17 protein-coding genes are annotated in these 18608 nt (G+C 68.2%); 7 read left to right on the top strand and 10 right to left on the bottom strand.

All coding sequences use genetic code 11. The features are described 5' to 3' along the window. Positions 1-17: 17 nt before the first annotated feature. Entirely contained in the window at positions 18-239 is a 222-nt protein-coding gene (locus ACODRX_RS00275) for a twin transmembrane helix small protein (RefSeq protein WP_488868851.1), read from the bottom strand. Between the two features lie 62 nt (positions 240-301). Here ACODRX_RS00275 and ACODRX_RS00270 point away from each other — a divergent pair, with 62 nt between their 5' ends. The 5 genes from ACODRX_RS00270 to ACODRX_RS00250 are packed head-to-tail and all read left to right on the top strand — an operon-like array spanning position 302 to position 4447. Continuing rightward, positions 302-1093: an SURF1 family protein gene (locus tag ACODRX_RS00270; RefSeq protein WP_488868849.1), complete on the top strand. Its 792-nt coding sequence runs from the start codon at positions 302-304 to the stop codon at positions 1091-1093. Continuing rightward, complete coding sequence (locus ACODRX_RS00265) at positions 1035-1775, top strand: hypothetical protein (protein WP_488868847.1); 741 nt, start codon at positions 1035-1037, stop codon at positions 1773-1775. The genes ACODRX_RS00270 and ACODRX_RS00265 overlap by 59 nt, the downstream gene beginning before the upstream one ends. Continuing rightward, complete coding sequence (locus ACODRX_RS00260; protein ID WP_488868845.1) at positions 1775-2914, top strand: COX15/CtaA family protein; 1140 nt, start codon at positions 1775-1777, stop codon at positions 2912-2914. The genes ACODRX_RS00265 and ACODRX_RS00260 overlap by 1 nt, the downstream gene beginning before the upstream one ends. 14 nt (positions 2915-2928) lie before the next feature. Then, complete coding sequence (cyoE, locus tag ACODRX_RS00255) at positions 2929-3831, top strand: heme o synthase (RefSeq protein ID WP_488868843.1); 903 nt, start codon at positions 2929-2931, stop codon at positions 3829-3831. 7 nt (positions 3832-3838) lie between these two features. Next, entirely contained in the window at positions 3839-4447 is a 609-nt protein-coding gene (locus tag ACODRX_RS00250; protein ID WP_488868841.1) for an SCO family protein, read from the top strand. A 13-nt stretch (positions 4448-4460) separates the two neighbouring features. On the opposite strand, the gene ACODRX_RS00245 is transcribed toward ACODRX_RS00250, so the two are convergent. The 8 genes from ACODRX_RS00245 to rpoH form a co-directional block, all read right to left on the bottom strand. After that, positions 4461-6143, bottom strand: coding sequence for a multicopper oxidase family protein (locus ACODRX_RS00245; protein ID WP_488868839.1), 1683 nt, complete (start codon positions 6141-6143; stop codon positions 4461-4463). Between the two features lie 18 nt (positions 6144-6161). Further along, the gene (locus ACODRX_RS00240) at positions 6162-7256 is read right to left on the bottom strand and encodes an RCC1 domain-containing protein (RefSeq protein WP_488868837.1); all 1095 of its coding nucleotides are present in this window, start codon (positions 7254-7256) and stop codon (positions 6162-6164) included. A 100-nt stretch (positions 7257-7356) separates the two neighbouring features. Then, positions 7357-8238, bottom strand: coding sequence for a DUF6999 family protein (locus tag ACODRX_RS00235; RefSeq protein ID WP_488868835.1), 882 nt, complete (start codon positions 8236-8238; stop codon positions 7357-7359). Beyond that, the gene (locus ACODRX_RS00230; RefSeq protein ID WP_488868833.1) at positions 8235-10151 is read right to left on the bottom strand and encodes a 3-oxoacyl-[acyl-carrier-protein] synthase III C-terminal domain-containing protein; all 1917 of its coding nucleotides are present in this window, start codon (positions 10149-10151) and stop codon (positions 8235-8237) included. The genes ACODRX_RS00235 and ACODRX_RS00230 overlap by 4 nt, the downstream gene beginning before the upstream one ends. 16 nt (positions 10152-10167) lie before the next feature. Next, positions 10168-11079, bottom strand: a complete 912-nt coding sequence (locus tag ACODRX_RS00225) for a fatty acid desaturase (RefSeq protein ID WP_488868831.1) — start codon at positions 11077-11079, stop codon at positions 10168-10170. Beyond that, a complete protein-coding gene (locus tag ACODRX_RS00220; RefSeq protein ID WP_488868829.1) occupies positions 11079-11807 on the bottom strand; it encodes a sterol desaturase family protein in 729 nt (242 codons plus the stop codon). Before ACODRX_RS00220 ends, ACODRX_RS00225 begins: the two co-directional genes overlap by 1 nt. 13 nt (positions 11808-11820) lie before the next feature. Next, positions 11821-12798, bottom strand: coding sequence for a Bug family tripartite tricarboxylate transporter substrate binding protein (locus tag ACODRX_RS00215; RefSeq protein ID WP_488868828.1), 978 nt, complete (start codon positions 12796-12798; stop codon positions 11821-11823). A 154-nt stretch (positions 12799-12952) separates the two neighbouring features. Then, the gene (gene rpoH / locus ACODRX_RS00210) at positions 12953-13903 is read right to left on the bottom strand and encodes an RNA polymerase sigma factor RpoH (RefSeq protein ID WP_488868826.1); all 951 of its coding nucleotides are present in this window, start codon (positions 13901-13903) and stop codon (positions 12953-12955) included. Positions 13904-14198: 295 nt separating this feature from the next. Here rpoH and cutA point away from each other — a divergent pair, with 295 nt between their 5' ends. Next, positions 14199-14561, top strand: coding sequence for a divalent-cation tolerance protein CutA (gene cutA, locus ACODRX_RS00205; RefSeq protein WP_488868824.1), 363 nt, complete (start codon positions 14199-14201; stop codon positions 14559-14561). Positions 14562-14565: 4 nt separating this feature from the next. On the opposite strand, the gene ACODRX_RS00200 is transcribed toward cutA, so the two are convergent. Continuing rightward, on the bottom strand, positions 14566-15201 hold the full coding sequence (locus ACODRX_RS00200; protein ID WP_488868822.1) for a hypothetical protein: 636 nt from the start codon (positions 15199-15201) through the stop codon (positions 14566-14568). A gap of 227 nt (positions 15202-15428) precedes the next feature. On the opposite strand from ACODRX_RS00200, the gene ACODRX_RS00195 reads away from it, so the two are divergent. Further along, complete coding sequence (locus ACODRX_RS00195) at positions 15429-18587, top strand: glycerophosphodiester phosphodiesterase family protein (RefSeq protein WP_488868820.1); 3159 nt, start codon at positions 15429-15431, stop codon at positions 18585-18587. Positions 18588-18608 lie beyond the last annotated feature (21 nt).

Here is an 18608-nt window from a genome sequence, read left to right as displayed (position 1 = left end):
CGCTTTTTTGTTGAGATTCAGGTGCCGCTGCGCAGGCCGGTGGGCTGGATGTAGCCCAGCTTCCAGGCCAGCAGGATCAGCAGGAACACCAGCACCGACACGCCGATGCGCACGGTCAGCGCCCAGGCCATGCGGCTGTTGCTGCCCTGGTTGTCCTTGTTGCCGCGCATCATGAACAGCAGCGCGCAGGCCAGGCTGCCCAGAATCACCAGGAATGCCAGAACAATGACGATCTTCATGGGAATGCCCTGTGGGTATACTTGATTGCTATGATTAACGGAGCGTGATGCGCAGATCGCATATGCATGAAACCAGTATATCGCCCGCAGGCGCCCGCCGGGGCCTGCGCTGGCTGCTGCTCACCGTGGCCGCGCTGGCGGTCATGGCGGTGACGGCCTCGCTGGGGTTGTGGCAGCTGCGCCGCGCCGCCGAGAAAGAGCAGTGGCAGGCCCAGATCGATGCGCGCGCCGCCCTGCCGGCGCTGGATGGCCGCAGCCTCGCCAGCGCCGGCGAGGGCGGCGATGCATCCGCGCTGCTGCACCGGCGCGTGGTGGTGCAGGGCGAATGGCTGCCCGGGCATACCGTGTTTCTTGACAACCGGCAGATGCGGGGGCGGCCGGGCTTCTACGTCGTCAGCCCGCTGCGTTTGGCCGGCAGCCCGGCAGTGGTGCTGGTGCAGCGCGGCTGGGTGCCGCGCAACTTCGAGGATCGCAATGCGCTGCCCGCGGTGCCCACGCCGCCGGGGCCGGTGCAGCTCAGCGGGCGCATTGCCGCCGAGCCTTCGCGGCTGTGGGAGTTTTCTGCGGCCGGCGAGGGGCACGATGGCCCAGGGGCTTCGCCCATACGGCAAAATCTGCACGTCGAGGCGTTTGCGCGCGAGATCGGGCAAGCCTTGTCCCCCTTCACCGTGGTGCAGACCGATGCCGCTGCCGATGGCCTGCTGCGCGACTGGCCCGTGGTGGGCACCGGGGTGGAAAAACACTATGGTTACGCATTCCAGTGGTTCGGCCTGTGTGGCCTGACCGCGATTCTTTATGTCTGGTTCCAAATTGTCCGACGTTTCCTTCGAAGACGCCGCCACGCGGGCGCCTGAGCCCGACGACCATGAGTTGCTGGGGCTCACCGTCCACAGCCTGCCGGCGGTGCCGCGCGCGCAGGCCGCGATGGACGATGCCCAGCGCTCGCGCAGCGGCCGGCTCAAGATGCTGCTGGTGCTGCTGGTCTGCGCGGCGCCGGTGATCGCCTCCTACTTCACCTACTACGTCATCCGGCCCGAGGGGCGGCGCAACTTCGGCGAGCTCATCGTGCCGCAAAAGGAGCTCCCGGCGGTGCAGGCGCAGCGCCTGGACGGCACGCCTGTCGAGCTGCGCAGCCTGCAGGGCCAGTGGCTGCTGCTGAGCGTGTCGGGCGGTGCCTGCGATGCCCGGTGCCAGGGCAACCTGTACCTGCAGCGCCAGCTGCGCGAGAGCCTGGGCAAGGACAAGGAGCGCATGGACTGGGTGTGGCTGATCGCCGATGGCGCCGAGCCGCCCGCGGCCATCGTGCCGGGGCTGGCCACCGCCACCGTGCTGCGCGTGCCCCAGGCGGTGCTGCAGCAATGGCTGGCGCCGCAGGCCGGCCGCCAGCTGCAGGACCATCTGTACGTCGTCGATCCGCTGGGCCACTGGATGATGCGCTTTCCGCCGCAGCTGGCCCAGGCCGATGCGGCCAAGGCACGGCGCGACCTGGAGCGGCTGATGCGCGCCTCGTCCAGCTGGGACAAGGAAGGGCGCTGATGGGCGGCGAGCTGTACGACCTGGCGCCGCTGGCGCGGGTGCTGCTGACCGGCGCCGTGATCGCGCTCGGCCCCATCGCCTGGATCTGGTGGCGCCACCGCGGCGCCACGCATTCCAAGCGCCTGCAGGTGCTGGCGGTGCTCACGCTGTTTTTGACCTTCGACCTGGTGCTGTTCGGCGCCTTCACCCGGCTCACCGATTCGGGCCTGGGCTGCCCCGACTGGCCGGGCTGCTACGGCAATGCCAGCCCGGTGGGCGCGCGCAGCGAGATCGCCTCGGCCCAGGCGGCGATGCCCAGCGGCCCGGTGACCCACGGCAAGGCCTGGGTGGAGATGATCCACCGCTATCTCGCCACTGCGGTGGGTGGGCTGATCGTGGTGCTGACCGCGGTGGCCTGGCTGCAGCGGCGCCGCGGCGGGCGCCAGCCCCTCAGCCCATGGTGGCCCACGCTGACGCTGGCGTGGATACTGCTGCAAGGCGCGTTCGGCGCGCTCACGGTGACGATGAAGCTCTTTCCCGCCATCGTCACCCTGCACCTGCTCGGAGGCACACTGCTGCTGGTGCTTTTGTGCGTGCAGGCCACGCGGCACACGCAATTTTCCGATAATCTGGCGCTGGTGCCGGTTGGCGCCGGCCTGCGCGCCGGCGTGGCGCTGGTGGCCGCGCTGGTGCTGGCGCAGATCGCGCTGGGCGGCTGGGTGAGCACCAACTATGCGGTGCTTGCCTGCTCCACCTTCCCCACCTGCAACGGCGCCTGGTGGCCCGAGATGCGCTTCGACGGCTTCCAGCTCTGGCGCGAGCTGGGCATGCTGCGCGATGGCTCGCACATCAGCTACCAGGCGTTGGTGGGCATTCACTACGTGCACCGGCTCGGTGCCTATGTGGTGTTGCCGGCCCTGCTGTGGCTGGGCTGGCGCCTGGCGGTGGTGCCGGCGCTGCGGGCCCAGCGGCGCTGGCTGGTGGGGCTGACGGTGCTGCAGTTCCTGACGGGGCTGTCCAACGTGGTGCTGGACTGGCCCCTGGTGGCGGCGGTGCTGCATACCGGCGGCGCGGCGGCCATCATCACCGTGCTGACCTGGACCTGGTGCTCCACCTCCACCCGCAGCTGTGCGGGGCGCACCGCGAAAGAAACGGACTGACCTTGAGTGCCGCAATGACCGAAACTTCCTCTGCCACCACCATGCCGACACGGTTCGCGCAGTTCTATGCGCTGACCAAGCCCAGGGTGGTGCAACTGATCGTGTTCTGCGCGCTGATCGGCATGGTGCTGGCGGTGCCCGGCCTGCCGTCGCTGCAGCAGCTGGGCCTGATGGCCGTGGCCTGCGCGGGCATCTGGCTGGTCGCGGGCGCGGCCGCCGCCTTCAACTGCCTGGTGGAGCAGGGCATCGATGCGCGCATGAAGCGCACTGCCTGGCGCCCCACGGCGCGCGGCGAGCTGTCCAACCGCCAGACCCTGCTGTTCTCGGCCCTGCTGTGCGGCGCGGGCTCGGCGATCCTGTACCTCTGGGTCAACCCGCTGACCATGTGGCTCACCTTCGCCACCTTCGTCGGCTATGCGGTGATCTACACCGTGATCCTCAAGCCGCTCACGCCGCAGAACATCGTCATCGGCGGCGCCTCGGGCGCGATGCCGCCGGTGCTGGGCTGGGCCGCGATGACCGGCGACGTGGCGCCGCATGCGCTGCTGCTGTTCCTCATCATCTTCCTGTGGACGCCGCCGCACTTCTGGGCGCTGGCGCTGTACCGGGTCGAGGACTATCGCAAGAGCGGCCTGCCCATGCTGCCGGTCACGCACGGCAACGAATTCACGCGGCTGCATGTGTTCCTCTACACCATCGTGCTGTTCGCGGCCTGCCTGCTGCCTTTCGTCTTCGGCATGAGCTCGTGGATCTACCTGGCCGCCGCCGTGGCGCTGAGCCTGGGCTTTTGCGCCTACGGCTTCGGGCTGTGGCGCGAGTACTCCGACACGCTGGCGCGCAAGACCTTCCGTTTTTCACTGATCCACCTGAGCGTGCTATTCGCCGCGCTGCTGGTGGACCACTACACCTTGGCCTGAGCACACCATGAACAAACGCAACGCACTGCAATGGATGGCGAAGTCGGCGCTGGCCGCCGGCGCTGCCGGCCTGCTGACCGCCTGCCAGAAGGAAAAGGCCAGCTTCAACGCGATCGACCTGACCGGCGCCGACTATGCCAAGGACTTCGCCATGCCCGACCAGGACGGCCGCCAGCGCACGCTGGCCGACTTCAAGGGCAAGGTGGTGCTGGTGTTCTTCGGCTACACCCAATGCCCCGATGTGTGCCCTACCACCTTGCTCGACCTGGCGAACGTCAAGAAGCAGCTCGGCGCCAAGGGCGAGCTGCTGCAGGTGGTCTTCGTCTCGGTGGACCCGCAGCGCGACACCCGCGAGGTGCTCAAGGCCTACCTGGCCAATTTCGATCCAAGCTTCGTCGGCTTGGCCGGCTCGCCCGAGCAGCTCGCCGCGATGGCCAAGGACTTCAAGGTCTACTACAAGAAGGTCGAGGGCAGCACCCCCGGCAGCTACACCATGGACCATTCGGCCGGCGACTACATCTTCGACGGCCAGGGCCGCCTGCGGCTGTACAGCCGCTACGGCGCGCCGCCCGAGCAGCTGGCGGGCGACATCCAGAAACTACTGGACGGCGCCTGACGGGCCCATGGCATCAGGCCACCACTTCGACCAGCTGCATCATGCCCAGGTCTTCGTGGTCCAGCGCATGGCAGTGCCAGACGAACTTGCCCGGGAAGTCCGAGAAGCGCATGCGAAAGGTGATGCTGCCCTTGACGGCGACCGGGATGGTGTCGGTCCAGAACGGCGTGACCGGCTGGCCGTTGACCTTGACCACATAGCTGTCGTTCACATGGATGTGGAACGGGTGCGGATAGCCGTTGAGGCTGTTGATGGTCCACTCCTCGACCGCGTCGAGCGCCACCGTCTGGGTGACCGCCAGCGATGACTGGAACGGAATGAGCGGCGCGCCGACGGCGCCCGATGCGAACACCAGGTTGGCCATGAAGCCCTCCGACTCGGGGACGAACCAGTCCTCGCCCTGCGGAATCGGCTTCATCACCTGCGGGTCGTCCTTGTCGAGCACCGCCAGCACCAGGTTGCGCTGCTTGCCGCCATGGCTGGCAAGCTCCTCGTCGGTGATCGGCACATGCTCGTCGTAGCGCGGCAGATCGGCCGCCGCGGGCATGGGCGTGTCCACCGGCAGGCCCTCGACCACGATGCGGGCGACGATCTCTTCCTGCGCCTCGCTCGACGGGGCCTTGGCCGCGCGCAGGTAGTAGGTGCCGAGCGTGCTGCTGGCCTTGACGATCAGCGAATGCCGGTTGCCGGGGTACAGCGCGTTGCCGGGCCAGTGGGCGTCGTCGAACTGGCCGGCGTTGTCCGCGTTCATGGGCTTGAAGCGGCGGTCGTACACATTGCCGTCCTTGGCGTAGGCCCACAGGGTGTGGCCGTCCAGCACCGGGTTGAAAGGGTAGAACGAGGCCGTGTTGATGAGGTGCCAGTTCTGCACCTCGCCCGGCCGCATCACGATGGTGGGCTGGTAGGCGCCGTTGAGCAGGAAGCCCGAGGTCGGCGACTCCACCGAGTCCTTGAACGAATCGGTGCGGCCGTCGCCGTTCAGGTTGAGCTTGTGCACATGCAGGACGCGCTCGCGGATGTCGGGCGAGGTGATGAAGCGGTCCGCCGGGTCGCGGATGATGATGGCGCCGAACATGCCGCTGGAGACCTGCACGTTCGAGGAGCCGTGCAGGTGCGGGTGGTACCAGTAGATGCCGTTGGTGTGGTTGGCCGGGATCTGCAGCTCGTGCTGCCGGCTCTGGCCGGGCAGCACGCCGCCCTCGGCGGTATCGACCACATAGTCGCCGAAGACGCCGGGGCGGATCTCGCGCGGGTCCACGTGCAGGCCGTGGAAATGCAGGTTGGTGCTGTTCTGGTGGTTCAGGTACGACACGCCGGTCTGCCGGGTGTTGGCCGGCAGGCGGTTGTTGAGTAGGATGCGCAGCGTGTCGCCGGCATCGAGCACCAGCGTGGGCCCCATGTAGCGGCCGTTGAAGCTGCGCAGCGTGGCCTGGGTGCGGGTGGCGCTGCCCGGATAGGCCGGCGGCTGGCTGGCCGCGATCTCCAGCGCCTGCGTGGCGTACTGCACGTTCAGCTCCAGCTCCAGCAGGCCCTTGGCGGAGCTGAGCCGCTGCGGCTCGGGCAGCGTGTCCTCGGTGCCCGAGCCGCCGCCGCAGCCGGCGAGCGGCAGCAGCGCGGAGCCGGCGCTCAGTCCGAAGGCCCACTGCAGGGCTTCGCGGCGGCTGGGCTGGGCGGGGGGGTGAAGGGTTTCGGTCATGGCGATCCTTCAGGCAATTCAGGCAAAGGTGACCAGGCGGGGCTTGGGCTGCACCGCCGCCGAGGGAAAGGCGCCGCAGGCCGAGCTGCGGTTGTTGCCCCAGGCATGCACGCCCTGCTCGCCCAGGGCCAGCACATGGCCGGTGCCGGCGGACAGCTGCGCCACCCGCTTCAGCGCCGCAATGCGCAAGGGCCGGGCCGATGCGGCCGGGCCGGCCTGGCCCAGCTGGCCCAGGCCGTTCCAGCCCCAGGCGAACACGTCGCCGTGCACCGAGGTGGCCACGGTGTAGAACATGCCGCCGTCGATCTGGCTCACCGCGAACGCGGTGGCTATGCGCGTGGGGCGCGGCAGGTAGCGTGCGGCCACTTCGCCCGCCTGGCCGTGGTTGTTGGCGCCCCAGGCCCAGAGCCGGCCGGCCTCGTCCACCGCCAGGCTGTGGGTGTCGCCCGCGGCCACCCGGCGGATGCGGGCGGGAATCTCCAAGCGGCGGGGCGAGGCGCTGGCCGCCAGGTCGCCGTGGCCCAGCTGGCCGGCGCCATTGGCGCCCCAGGTCCAGACGCGGCCCAGGCGGTCCAGCGCCAGCACATGGCCGTGCCCGGCCGCCAGCGCCGCCATGGGCGGCAGCGCGGCCAGGCGGCCCGGCGGCGCCGCCAGCGCCTCGGTGGCGCGGCCCAGCTGCCCCTGCGCACGCAGGCCCCAGGACCAGACGGAGCCATCGGCATACAAGGCGAAGCCGGCCGATTCGGCCTGCGCCACCTGCACCGGCCGCGCCGGCAGGCCGGCGATGGGCGAGCGCTGCACGCCGTGCTCGGGAGACACCACCGGGCGGCACGACAGCACATGCCCGTTGCGGCCGACGGCGACCGTGTCCACATGCCCGTCGGCCACGGCCGCAAAGGGCAGCTGCGCCGGATTCAGCCGCTGCGGCAGCGGCTGCGCATAGCGGTTGTGGCCGATCTCGGTGGGGTTGGCGATGCACAAATCGCCCGGATAGCCCGGGGGCAGCGTGGCGCCCAGTACCTTGATGCCGCCCCAGCCCCAGGCATGGCCTTGTTGGTCCAGCGCCACCGAGCGCTCGCGGCCGGCACTGATCTGCATGATCCTGATCGCCATCTTCGCCTCCCGCGGCCATTGCCATGGCAACGCTGCAATCTATGGAATCTGCATCTTAGGGTTTTGTTGAGAATTTGTAACTATTGCGTAATTGTATTTCTCAATCGAGTGCGGGCCCGGCGGGGGAGGCCTGCGCCATGCGCATCAGCAGGCAGTGCAGCATCTCGGTGGACAGGCCGTGCAGCACCAGCCGGTGGCCGGCCTTGAGGGTGGACAGCGGCACCAGCGGATGCTTGTTGTTCAGCATCACCAGGTGCTCGGGCGTGTTCAGCAGGGTGGCCACGTAGATGGCCACGGTTTCGTCGAGCTGCAGCGAGTTGCTGGCGCGCCAGAAGTCGTGGTCGGTCAGCAGCAGCTGGTAGACCGGCGTGTAGACCTCGATGGCGCTTTGCAAATCGAGGATGTTCAGGCGCCCGCGCGGCATGTCCTGCAGGCGCAGCGGCGGCTCGCGCACCATCGAGAAGTCGGGCTGCTGCACCGGCTGCAGGCGCTGGCCGGCGGCGCGTAGCGCGGTGTTCAGGCGGATCACGAAGTTGAACAGGTTCAGGTCGTGCTTGAGGAACAGCTCATCCTTGATCGCATCGATGTTCTCGGGCTCGAGCGGTGCGGTGGAAACCGGCGTGGGCGCATTCGCCGCGACGAAGGCCAGGATCTGCGAGCCCAGATGGAAATGGCGCAGGATGAACCAGTTGGCCTCGGGCGAGACGAAGCGGTTCATGCTGAAGGCCAGCAGCCGGTGCAGCAGCCTGGAGTGCGCCCAGTTGCCCGGCACCAGCGCCTTGAAGATCTGGATCAGGATGATGCTGGCGCGCGCCAGCGGGCGCAGAAAGGGCAGCAGCCATTGGCGCGAGCGGCTGCTGGAGTCGCGCAGCCACGCGGCCTTGACCTCGTCGGGCAGCGGCGTGCTCTGGTCCAGGTACAGCGCCAGCCAGGGGCTGGGGTCGCGCTCGTCGTGCGGCAGGTCGCGGAAATCGGTGCTCATGTGGTTTCCTCCAGCACGTGCTCGAACTGCATCAGGTACAGCTGGGCGGTGCGCCTGGCGGTGGCCGCGATCGCCCGCGGGGCGTCGCCGTGCTCGTCCAGCGCCATCACCATCTGCACCGCGGTGAGCCAGCGCTCCAGGTGGTTCTCGTCGTTGGCGCCGTGGTATTCGAGGAAGCGGAACGCATCGGGCGGCAGCGGCAGGCCGGCGCGCAGCAGCGGCAGCAGGCTGGGTACGATGCGCTGGCCCGTGCCCTCAATGATGTAGATCGCGCCCAGCAGGCCGATGGGATTGGCGGTGGCCGCCAGGCCGTGCAGGTAGGCGTTGAGCGCCTCGCCGCCGGGGTTGCGGCGCAGCCGGGCGATGTCGGTCTCGGTGCCGCCGGCCTTCAGGTAGTCGCTGTGCAGGATCTTGAAGTCGTTCTGCTCCTCGCCGGCGTGCACCCCCATCAGCGCCGCCAGCGCCGCATAGTCGCCGCTCAGCGAGGCCGCGCCCTCGCGCATCCACAGGCTGCCCTCGCGCACCTGCGGAATCCAGTGGCTCATCCAGCGCACATAGTCGGCGCTCGTGAGTTCGCCGCCGCGGATGCGCTGCAGCAGCGGCGTGCGCCAGACCTTGGAGCGGTAGTCGTGCCAGATGCTGGCCAGCTCGGTGAGCAGCGGCGCCAGCCCCGTGGGGGCCGAGGCCGGATCGTGCGGCGGCGCGATCGCATCGCCGTCCTGTGCCGGGCTGGGCTGGCGCTGGCTGTAAGCAGCCGCCGGCGCGCCCGTGGCCGGCGCATCGGCCTCCACCTTCAGCAGCATGTAGCCGGCGGTGAAGCGGCCCGATTCGGGCACGAAGCACAGCACCGTATCGCCCGGCTTCAGCCGTGCCTGCTGGGTCTGCAGGAACTCGGCCAGCATGATGAAGATCGAGGCCGCGCCGGTATTGCCGCGCCAGGCCAGGTTGCTCCACCAGCGCTCGCGGGGGATGGCGAGCTGGGCCTTGTTCAGCAGCTCGTCGACCACGGGAATGAATTTCTCGGACGAGTAGTGGCACAGGAAATGGTCGATGCCGCGCTCGGGCACCCAGCCGTCGCGCGCCAGGCGGGCGTATTCGTGGATGCACACGTCGAACAGATGCGGCAGCAGCCGGATGTCCTGGCGCAGCGCCAGCGCGCCGGCGGCCTCGGCGTCGCCCCAGGCGCCGAAGTCGAGGTGGCTGGTGGTGCGGTCGGGCGTCAGGCCCAGCTGCATGCACACCGGGTAGTCGCCGGCGAAGCTGCGCTGGTGGGTCCACAGCAGCTTCAGGCGCAGGCCGGGGGCGGTGGGCAAGGCGCCGGCCCTGCCCAGCAGCACCGCGCCCGCGCCGTCCGACAGCATCCAGCGCAGAAAGTGCGCATCGAAATCGGTGTCGTAGCCCTGGGCCGCGAAGCGCGAGCGCTTGAACAGGCGTGAGGGCATCTCGCTGGCCACCGCCAGCGCCTGCGCATGCTGGCCCCGGTCCACCGCCAGCGCGGCGGCCTGCAGCGCGCCCACGCTGGCGGCGCACACGCCGTGCACCGACAGCAGCTCCATCGGCGGCGCGGCCAGCTCGCCCTGGATCATGCTGGCAAAGCCGGGCATCAGTGCGTCGCCGCCCGACGAGCCGCTCGACAGAAAGCCCACCTCCGCCAGCGGCCGACCCGCGGCGGCCAGGCATGCGCGGATCGCCGCCGCCGCCATCTGCGTGTTGCCGTGCACCGTCCGGCCCTCGCCGTCGATCGCATAGTGGCGCTGCTGGATGCCGTTTTCGGCCAGGATGCGGCGCTTGATGCGCTCGGACAGCCGGTTCAACGGCGCAATATAGGCGTCCATGTCCGCATTCGCGACGGGGGCGCCGGGCAGGAACAGGCCGGCGGACTGGATATAGGTGTCTGAATAGGCTACTGGCATGGTGCAGTGATGGATATCAATGAATCGCCTCGGGTGGCATGAGGGAGCGGCTGCGCGCCGGCTTCCACACCAGGCCCAGCACGAACACCCGCAGCATGTAGGGCGCCAGCCCCGGCTCGTTCAGCCGGGGATCGACCCGGTGGCGGTATTGGTCGCGGTGCAGCCGGGTCAGCTGGGACCAGTGCGCCTGCGGGCACTCGTGGTGTGCCGTGTGCAGGCCGATGTTAAAAAGCAGCGGGTTCACCAGCCCCTCGAAGTTGCGCGAGTAGTTCAGCGCGCTACCGCGAGTATGGCGTGCCGCCCTGGCGAGCGGCCGGCCGTCCGCATGCGCGTGCTGCAGGTAGTTGGTGGCCAGCAGCCAGTGCAGCCCGTGCAGCTGCGGGGCGATCACCAGCAGCAGCGCCTTGCGCCAGTCCAGCGCCAGCAGCGCGGCCCAGCTGGCGAGCCACAGCGCGTACTGGCCCATGCAGTACCAGAAGGCGCCGGGCTGGCGCAGGCGCAGGCCGGCCAGCCAGCGCAGGAACAGCGGGTACAGCACCGCCGCCGCCTGCAGCGGGTGCAGCAGGTAGCCCCCGAGGTGGTTGTGGTCGCCGCCGAAGCGGTAGGTGCGCGCGGCATCGAGCGGGCCATGGCGATGGCGATGGTGGTTGGCCACATGGGCGGGCCAGAACACGAAGGTGGGGTGGCCCTGCAGCAGCGTCAGCAGATAGTCGGTGAACCGGTTGGCCCAGCGGCCCTGCCACATGCGCAGATGCGTGTGGTTGTGGTGGATGACGCCTATGCCCAGCGTCAGGAACAGCTCAAGCGCATACAGCCACGGATTCCAGCCGTGGCGCCACTGCCACCACACCAGCAGCGGCAGCGCCGCCATGTAGGCCAGCGACTGCAAGTCCCGCCAGGAGCGCAGGCGTGGCATCAGTGCCGGCATCAGCGCGGGGCGGGCTTCACGCTGGTGCGCATCAGCCGGTCCATGAAATCCAGCGCAAAGCCGTAGTTGCCTGCGGGCCGGGCGTGGTGCAGGTGGTGGCGGCGGCTGGCGGCCAGCGGGTGCGTGCCCGGCACCTGCGGGAAGAAGTCGTAGTTCGAGTGCCCGATCGCATTCAGCAGCAGGCTCAGCACCGGCACCGCGGCCAGCGACCAGAAGCTGAAGTCGTGCAGCACCATGGGCAACAGGATCACATTGCCCAGCATCAGCGCCTCGACCGGGTGGAAGCTGTAGGTGGACCACGGCGTGGTGACCACCGAGCGGTGGTGGTCGCCGTGAAAGCGCTTGAACCAGCGCGTGTGCAGCAGGCGGTGGTTGATCCAGAAATGCACATCGTTCCACACCAGCAGCAGCGCGATCTCGACGGCGATCAGCCAGCCGCCGGCATCGGGGTTCAGCCGTGCCCAGCCCAGCTGCACGAAGCCCCAGGGAACCACCATGCCCAGGCCGAAGATCAGCACCGAGTGGAAAGACTGGCGCCATTCGCGCCGCAGCTGGTCGGGCTTGAGCGGGCGCGTATCCAGCACGCGGCCAATGCCGCGGCGCGCCAGGCTGCGCGTGAGCCAGCCCATGCCCCAGCCGCCGGCCAGGTACAGGCTGCCGAACAGCGCCAGGCCCCAGGCCATGACCTGCCAGGCGGACAGCTGGGTGAAGGCTGCTGCTGCGTTCATGGAGCCTTTCGCCTTACTGGGTCTGGATATGCTGGTCGCGGATGATGCTGCCCAGCGCCTTCACGTCGGCGTGGATGCGGTTGGCCAGCCCCTCGGGCGAGCTGCCCACCGCCTGCCAGCCCTGCACCGCGAGCTTGGCGCGCATCTCGGGCGTGCGCACGATGTCGCTCACCAGCGTGGCCAGCTGGGCCACATGCGACAGCGGCATAGCCTTGGGCGCGGCCACCGCGTTCCAGATCTCCAGGTCGAAGTTCTGCACGCCCAGCTCCTTGAGGCTGGGCAGGCCGGGCGCCAGCGGGCTGCGCGCCGCCGAGGTGACGCCGATGCCGCGCAGCTTACCCGCCTGGATTTGCGCCATGGCCAGCGCCGGCGGCAGCATGGACAGCTGCAGGTCGCCGCCCTGGATGGCGTTGAACACCTGCGGATAGCCGGGGTAGGGGATGTGCTCGGCCTTGATCACCGAGCGGCTCTTGAGCAGCTCCATGCCCAGGTGGCCCACGGTGCCCACGCCCGGCGAGCCGTAGCTCCACTTCGGGCCGGCGGCGGCCGCGGCCGCGAAGAAGGCCTTGCCCTCGGGCGCCTTGGCCGGCGCCACCAGCACCAGCGGCGCCACGCCGATCAGGCTCACGGGCTGCAGGTCCTTCAGCGGGTCGTAGCGCACGCTGGGGTTGAGCAGCTTGGCGATCGTCATGTTGCCGTTGATCATCACGCTGAAGGTGTGGCCGTCGGTGGCATGCGCCACGTATTCGGCGGCGATGTTGCCGCCCGCGCCCACCCGGTTCTCGACGATGATGGGCTGGCCCAGCGCCTTTTCCAGCGGCTCGGCCAGCGCGCGCGCAGTCAGGTCGGGCGACGAGCCCGCGGGAAAGCCCACGATCAGGTGCAGGGGCTTGCTGGGCCAGCCGTCGCCAGTGGCAGCAAAGGCGGCGCCGCCCCAGGCGGCGCAGCAGGCTGCGACCAGGGCGACGCGGCGCGACAGCAACGAAAACATAGAAGGTCTCCAATAAAAAATGACACCCCACGCTCCCCACTGCGTGTGGTCGCTGCCCCTCCGAGAGGGGCGATAAAAAAGCGCACAACCCAAAGGCTGTGCGCTCGGATTATCGCCAAAGATGGCCGGCCTGCTGGTTTGCAGGCCGCGAGGCTCAGGCGTATTCGGCCAGGGCCTTGCGCATCTTCTTCATCGCGGCGGCCTCGATCTGGCGGATGCGCTCGGCGCTCACACCGTAGATGGCGGCCAGGTCGTGCAGCGTCATGCCGCCCGAGCCATCGTCGTTGACCTTGAGCCAGCGCTCCTCCACGATGTGGCGGCTGCGCTCGTCGAGGGTGGCCAGCGCATCGCGGATACCGTCGGTGGCCAGCACGTCGCGCTGGCGCGCCTCGATCATCGCGGTCGGCTCGTGCGCGGCATCGGCCAGGTAGGCGATGGGGCCGAAGGCCTGGTCATCGTCATGGGACGGGCTCGGGTCGAGCAGCACGTCGCCGCCGGACAACCGGGTTTCCATCTCGATCACGTCCTCGCGCTTGACGTTGAGCTGCTCGGCCATCGCGTCGATCTCGCGGTCGGTCAGCGTCTCGCGGTGCACGCTGGCATCGTCCACGCCCGCATCGGCCTTGAAGCCCTGCTTGAGCGAACGCAGGTTGAAGAACAGCTTGCGCTGGCTCTTGGTGGTGGCCACCTTGACCATGCGCCAGCTCTTCAGGATGTATTCGTGGATCTCGGCCTTGATCCAGTGCATGGCGTAGCTCACCAGGCGCACGCCCTGGTCGGGGTCGAAGCGCTTGACGGCCTTCATCAGGCCCACGTTGCCTTCCTGGATCAGGTCGCCGTGCGGCAGGCCATAGCCCAGGTACTGGCGGGCGATGGACACCACCAGGCGCAGGTGCGACAACACCAGCCGGCCGGCGGCGTCCACGTCGGACGTCTCCTTGAGCTGGCGCGCATAACGCAACTCCTCCTCTGCGGTGAGCAGAGGGATCCGGTTGACCGCCGTGATGTAGGCATCGAGATTGCCCAGCGGCGGCACCAAGGACCACGGATTTGCAGGAGCCAATGCGTTGTTGTTGACGGCGATGGCTCCAGAATGGGTTGTCATGCTAGAAGTCCTTTCTTCCATGCGATGCATGGTAACACCGCTTCGATTCCCCGAAAGTCCTCGGAGTTCCCCCTGGAAAGACGGGGAAAAGCGGCTTGTCTCGTAGGTGGAAAACCGACGGGCCTTACATGCTGCGCTGCCCGCGCGCTACTGATTTCGATAGCGCTTCAGAATAATTTACCAACGCGATTCGAACGGCTCTCCAGTGCCGCCATATATTCAATACGGGCAGTTTGACGCAATCGTTAGCAGAAAGTTGCATAAAAAATTCCTCTCGCTCCGATAGCATGCGGCCATGAGCACCGCAAGCCGATCCCCGACCCTGCACCCTATGGCCGACATCGCCTGGCTGGCCACCACCGTCGACAGCGAGGCCCAAGCGCGGCTGCTGGCGCGGGCCGGCGTCGAGGCCCGCCTGGCGGCCTGCGCGCAGGTCGAGGCGATTGCATCGCATTACTGGTGGGAAGGGGAACTGCAATCCGGGGCCGAATGGCGCATCACCTGGAAGACCGGCCTGCGCCAGCTCGATGCGCTGCATGCGCACCTGGCGCCGCTGCATCCCTATGAGCTGGCGCAGTGGACGCACGGCACCTGCGGCGCCGCGCCCGCCTATGCCCAGTGGGTGGCGCAGCAGGTGGCTGGGCGGCTGCAGGCTTGAGCGCTCAGCGCTGCTGCAGCGGCATCCACCAGCCGCCCGGTGTGGCGACCCAGTACTGGCCGCTCTGGTCCACCCGGTAGGTATTGCCCTGGTACTGGTGCGTGGTGTTGCGCTGCCAGGTGTGCGGCAGCACCAGTTCGTTGCCATTGCCGGCCACGAAGGTGCTATTGCCGCGCAACAGGTTGCCGCGCTCGTTGGCGATGCGCGCCTGGCCGTTGAGCAGGCCCTGCTGCGCTGCGGCGCGATTGGCCTCGGCCTGCCTCACTCCGGCCACCGCCGCCTGCTCCTTGGCCTGGATGTTCGCCTCATTGCGGCGCATGTGCTGCACGCCCTGCGCCGAGAAGCCGTTGGTGTAGATGTAGTAGTAGGTGAACGTCGGGTAGTCGTAGGGCGTCACGCCGCGCTGCGCCGCCTCGGCCAGGTGGCGCTGGTAGGCCTGCCGCACCGCTGGGTCCTGCATGCGCTGCTGCACCGTGGCCTGAACCTGCTGCTGCCCGGCGGCGATGTTGCGGTTCATCTCCTGCATCTGGCGGTTGATCATCGACTGGTAGTCAACCCATTGCGCCTGCGCGGATGGACCCATCAACGAGCTGGCTCCCAGCGAGGCGGCCAATAGGAGCTTACGAGCGGTATTTTTCATGGCGTCCTCCAAAGAATCGCCTGGCGCGCTTGCTTGCAATATCGAATACCGGGTGGCACCCCAGTCGGACGGCCTGCGCCTGGTCATCGAACGATGGGTAACATATTTTAACGCTCTGGATGTGACAAGCCTGTCATTGGCGGTTAACTACGCTGTCATTCACCTTTGCAAGACTTCCGTTTTCTTTACGAGGGAACAGAATGCAACGCGTGAAACTGGCTACTGCCATGGCGACACTGCTCGCTTTTTCGGCACAAACTGCGGACAGCAACGCAGCCATCGCCGGCAACGCAGGCGCGGCAACTGCGGCAGGCATGGCGCTCAAGACCGCTGCGCAAGAGCAGGTCTATATCGACCAGGCTTTCAATAGTACTGCCGCTGCCTTGCCTGAAGGCTGGCGCAAGCCGAACTGGAACAAGGGCACGGTTGCCATCGACGGCGCCACCGGAAACCTGCTGATCGACGGGCGGGCCCATTCCACCTCCATGACGGCGCTGATGCTGCCCGCCGAACTGGAGCGCCTGTCCAACTACCGCGTCGAGATGGAGTTCACCATCGACGCGGTGAACGATGCGGCGCGCTGGATCAGCGTGATGTACCGCACCTCGCCCGAGAGCGGTGCGATCGCCTTCGATCCCTACCACCAGTTCGCCATCCGCCAGAACGCGGTGGCCAGCAACGGCACGGAATTCGCGTATCGCAATAATGGCGGCTGGAATGTCCAGAGCACCAAGCCGTTCACCGAAACCATCGACAAGAACAAGACCTACAAGGCCACGGTGATCGTGCATGGCAACCGGGTGCGCCAGTACCTGAACGATGTGCTGCTGCACGACACCACCATCACCAGCGGCCTGGCCAAGGGCGGTATCGGCATGCAGACTGCCGGCGCGCTGCTGCGCGTGAAGCGCATCAAGGTGAGCGAGCAGCTTGCCGCGCTGCCGGAGCTGGACATGCCGGTCGCGGTGCAGGAGACGGGCACGGCCGCGTCGATGCCGCCCACGCTGGTGCAGAGCATGTCGGCCCTCGCCACCGAGCAAGGCGATGGCTCCAGCAACTCGCTGTTCACGCTGGACGCGGCGCTCAAGCTCACCGGCGCCCACGGCGAGCCCCTGGGCACGCTCAAGGACCTGTTCGCGCAGGCCTCGCGTATCACCGTGCCGGTGCTGCGCATCCGGGACCAGGCCACGGTGGATGCGCTGGCCGGCTTTTCCGCGGACGTGCACATGCTCTTCGACATCACGCTGCTGTCCGACGACGTGCAACTGCTCGGCTATGCGCGCGAGCAGCTGCCCGGCAGCCGCACTGTCCTGGATTTCTCGGGCAGCGCCCTGGCCGAAGGCAAGCAAACGCTGCTCCAGATCGTTGGCGACACGAACCGCGCGGGCGCAAAGATCGCCTTGCTGCCCGCCAGCTTCACCACGCGCGCCAACGTGTCGTACCTGCAGCGCATGCTGCTTACGGTCTGGGCCGCATCCGATGCCCGGACACCGCAGGAGGCTGCGAATGTACTGACCACGGGCGTCAACGGCTTGCTCACGCCGAGCAGCGAGCTCTTTGCCGAGGTGCTCAGGAAGCTGCCGGCCAACACCTTGCTGCGCAAGCCGCTGATCACCGGCCACCGCGGCATGCCCGCGGGAGGCGAGAACGACGAAAACACGCTGGAAAGCGCCCAGGCAGCGGTGGCGGCGGGCGCCGATGCGGTCGAGAACGACATCTATGTCACCACCGACGGGCACCTGGTCATCATGCATGACGCCACCGTGGATCGGACCACCAACGGCACGGGGGCGATCGAGTCCATGACGCTGGCCCAGGTGAAGCAGCTGCGCACCAAGGGCAGGCAATGGCAGGTTCCCACGATGCGCGAGTATTTCCAGGCGTTCAAGGACAAGCCGGTCACGCATTTCATTGAAATCAAGAGTTCCACCCCGTCCGTCATCACGCGCCTCAAGCAGGAAATCGCCGACGGGGCGGCAGCCGACCAGTCTGTCGCGATCTCGTTCGACGCCGCGCAGCTCAAGCGCAGCCGCGAGCAGATACCCGAGCTGACGCTGGGCTACCTCAACAGCAATGCCGACAGCACGAACGTGCTCGACAGCCTGCGCCGGGTGCTGGAGGCCACGCAGGCCAATGGCTCCACCTACAACCCGTCCTACGGCGGCCTCAAGCGCGAGACCATGGAGGCGGCCAAGCACCGCGGCACCACCTTCTGGCCGTGGACGCTCAACAACGAGAACGATTTCTACAAGTTCTACAGCTGGGGCACGCACGGCCTCACCACCGACTATGCCAAATGGGCCACGAACTTCCCGGTGGAGATCGAGGCCACCGGCGTGCCCGCCCAGGTGGCGCTGCACCAGCCGGTGGGGCTGAACGTGCAGCTCACCACGCAGGGCAAGGCGGTCAGCACCGTGGCGGCCAACGAGCTGGTGCTGATTGGCGGCACCGCGACGGCCGAGCCCGCCGAGAATGGAACGCTGAGCTTCAAGACCGCCGGCACCGCGGTGGTGATGCCCGGCTACCGCTACCGGATGGGCGCCAGCAGCTATAGCTACGTGATCGTTGGCAAGCCCGTCACGCTGATCGCGGGCGACGGCACCGGCAACGTGGTCGGCGGCTCGAACTCGCCCAGCGGCGGCAGCGTGTCGTGCAGTGGTGCGGTGCCGGGCCAGACCAGCGCCTGCGCCGTCACACCCAAGCCGGGTTACCAGGTGCTTGGCACGGCGCCCGGCGGCAATTGCCCGGCCGGCTCGTGGAATGGCGAGCATACGGTCTATACCACCGGCGAAATCAGCGGCAGCTGCCATGTGGAGTTCAGCTTTGCGCCGCTGCCCGCCGAGGCATCGCTGGCGCCGGTCGGCAAGCCGGGCGCGGTGGCGGCGCAGGTGAGCGGCGGCGGCAGCGGGCTGTGGGCCTTCGATGCCGGCAGCGCATTCTCGGTGGCAGCGGCGTCCGGTGCGCCGCAGGATTTGAGCTTCCCGTTCGGTGTGGCCGGCTTCACGCTGAGCGGCGGCGAGGCGGGCCAGCCGGCAACGGTCGAGCTGTTGTACCCGGAGGATCTACCCGCGAACAGCAAGTACTACAAGTACGGCAAGACCCGGGCCAATCCGCAGCCGCACTGGTATGAGTTCTCCGGTGCGCGGATCAGCGGCAACCGGGTGGTGCTTACGCTCACCGATGGTGCGGATGGCGACGACGACCTGCAGGCCAACGGCAGCATCACCGATCCCGGCGGCGTGGCGGTGCGCGCCGCGGCTCCGGTTCAACCCACCCGACCTGCCCCGGTGCCTGCACTGGGGGCGGGCGCCCTGCTGGGGCTCTCCTGGGCGGTTGGTGCGCTGGCCTGGCGGCGCTCACGCCGCTCCCCGCTGAGTGCCCGTTGAGGGGCCGCGGGAAAAGCTGAG

Source organism: Comamonas sp. FG99 (assembly GCF_057808605.1).
Note: the sequence above shows the minus strand (reverse complement) of the source record. Positions and strands in the feature narration are given on the sequence as shown.

What these genes read in the sequence shown, in the direction of transcription:
- rpoH (WP_488868826.1), bottom strand. Translation starts at nt 13,903, where the DNA reads ATGACAACCCATTCTGGAGCCATCGCCGTCAACAACAACGCATTGGCT.
- ACODRX_RS00200 (WP_488868822.1), bottom strand. Translation starts at nt 15,201, where the DNA reads ATGAAAAATACCGCTCGTAAGCTCCTATTGGCCGCCTCGCTGGGAGCC.
- ACODRX_RS00220 (WP_488868829.1), bottom strand. Translation starts at nt 11,807, where the DNA reads ATGAACGCAGCAGCAGCCTTCACCCAGCTGTCCGCCTGGCAGGTCATG.
- ACODRX_RS00245 (WP_488868839.1), bottom strand. Translation starts at nt 6,143, where the DNA reads ATGACCGAAACCCTTCACCCCCCCGCCCAGCCCAGCCGCCGCGAAGCC.
- ACODRX_RS00240 (WP_488868837.1), bottom strand. Translation starts at nt 7,256, where the DNA reads ATGGCGATCAGGATCATGCAGATCAGTGCCGGCCGCGAGCGCTCGGTG.
- ACODRX_RS00215 (WP_488868828.1), bottom strand. Translation starts at nt 12,798, where the DNA reads ATGTTTTCGTTGCTGTCGCGCCGCGTCGCCCTGGTCGCAGCCTGCTGC.
- ACODRX_RS00265 (WP_488868847.1), top strand. Translation starts at nt 1,035, where the DNA reads ATGTCTGGTTCCAAATTGTCCGACGTTTCCTTCGAAGACGCCGCCACG.
- cyoE (WP_488868843.1), top strand. Translation starts at nt 2,929, where the DNA reads ATGACCGAAACTTCCTCTGCCACCACCATGCCGACACGGTTCGCGCAG.
- ACODRX_RS00225 (WP_488868831.1), bottom strand. Translation starts at nt 11,079, where the DNA reads ATGCCGGCACTGATGCCACGCCTGCGCTCCTGGCGGGACTTGCAGTCG.
- ACODRX_RS00195 (WP_488868820.1), top strand. Translation starts at nt 15,429, where the DNA reads ATGGCGACACTGCTCGCTTTTTCGGCACAAACTGCGGACAGCAACGCA.
- cutA (WP_488868824.1), top strand. Translation starts at nt 14,199, where the DNA reads ATGAGCACCGCAAGCCGATCCCCGACCCTGCACCCTATGGCCGACATC.
- ACODRX_RS00270 (WP_488868849.1), top strand. Translation starts at nt 302, where the DNA reads ATGCATGAAACCAGTATATCGCCCGCAGGCGCCCGCCGGGGCCTGCGC.
- ACODRX_RS00250 (WP_488868841.1), top strand. Translation starts at nt 3,839, where the DNA reads ATGAACAAACGCAACGCACTGCAATGGATGGCGAAGTCGGCGCTGGCC.
- ACODRX_RS00230 (WP_488868833.1), bottom strand. Translation starts at nt 10,151, where the DNA reads ATGCCAGTAGCCTATTCAGACACCTATATCCAGTCCGCCGGCCTGTTC.
- ACODRX_RS00260 (WP_488868845.1), top strand. Translation starts at nt 1,775, where the DNA reads ATGGGCGGCGAGCTGTACGACCTGGCGCCGCTGGCGCGGGTGCTGCTG.
- ACODRX_RS00235 (WP_488868835.1), bottom strand. Translation starts at nt 8,238, where the DNA reads ATGAGCACCGATTTCCGCGACCTGCCGCACGACGAGCGCGACCCCAGC.
- ACODRX_RS00275 (WP_488868851.1), bottom strand. Translation starts at nt 239, where the DNA reads ATGAAGATCGTCATTGTTCTGGCATTCCTGGTGATTCTGGGCAGCCTG.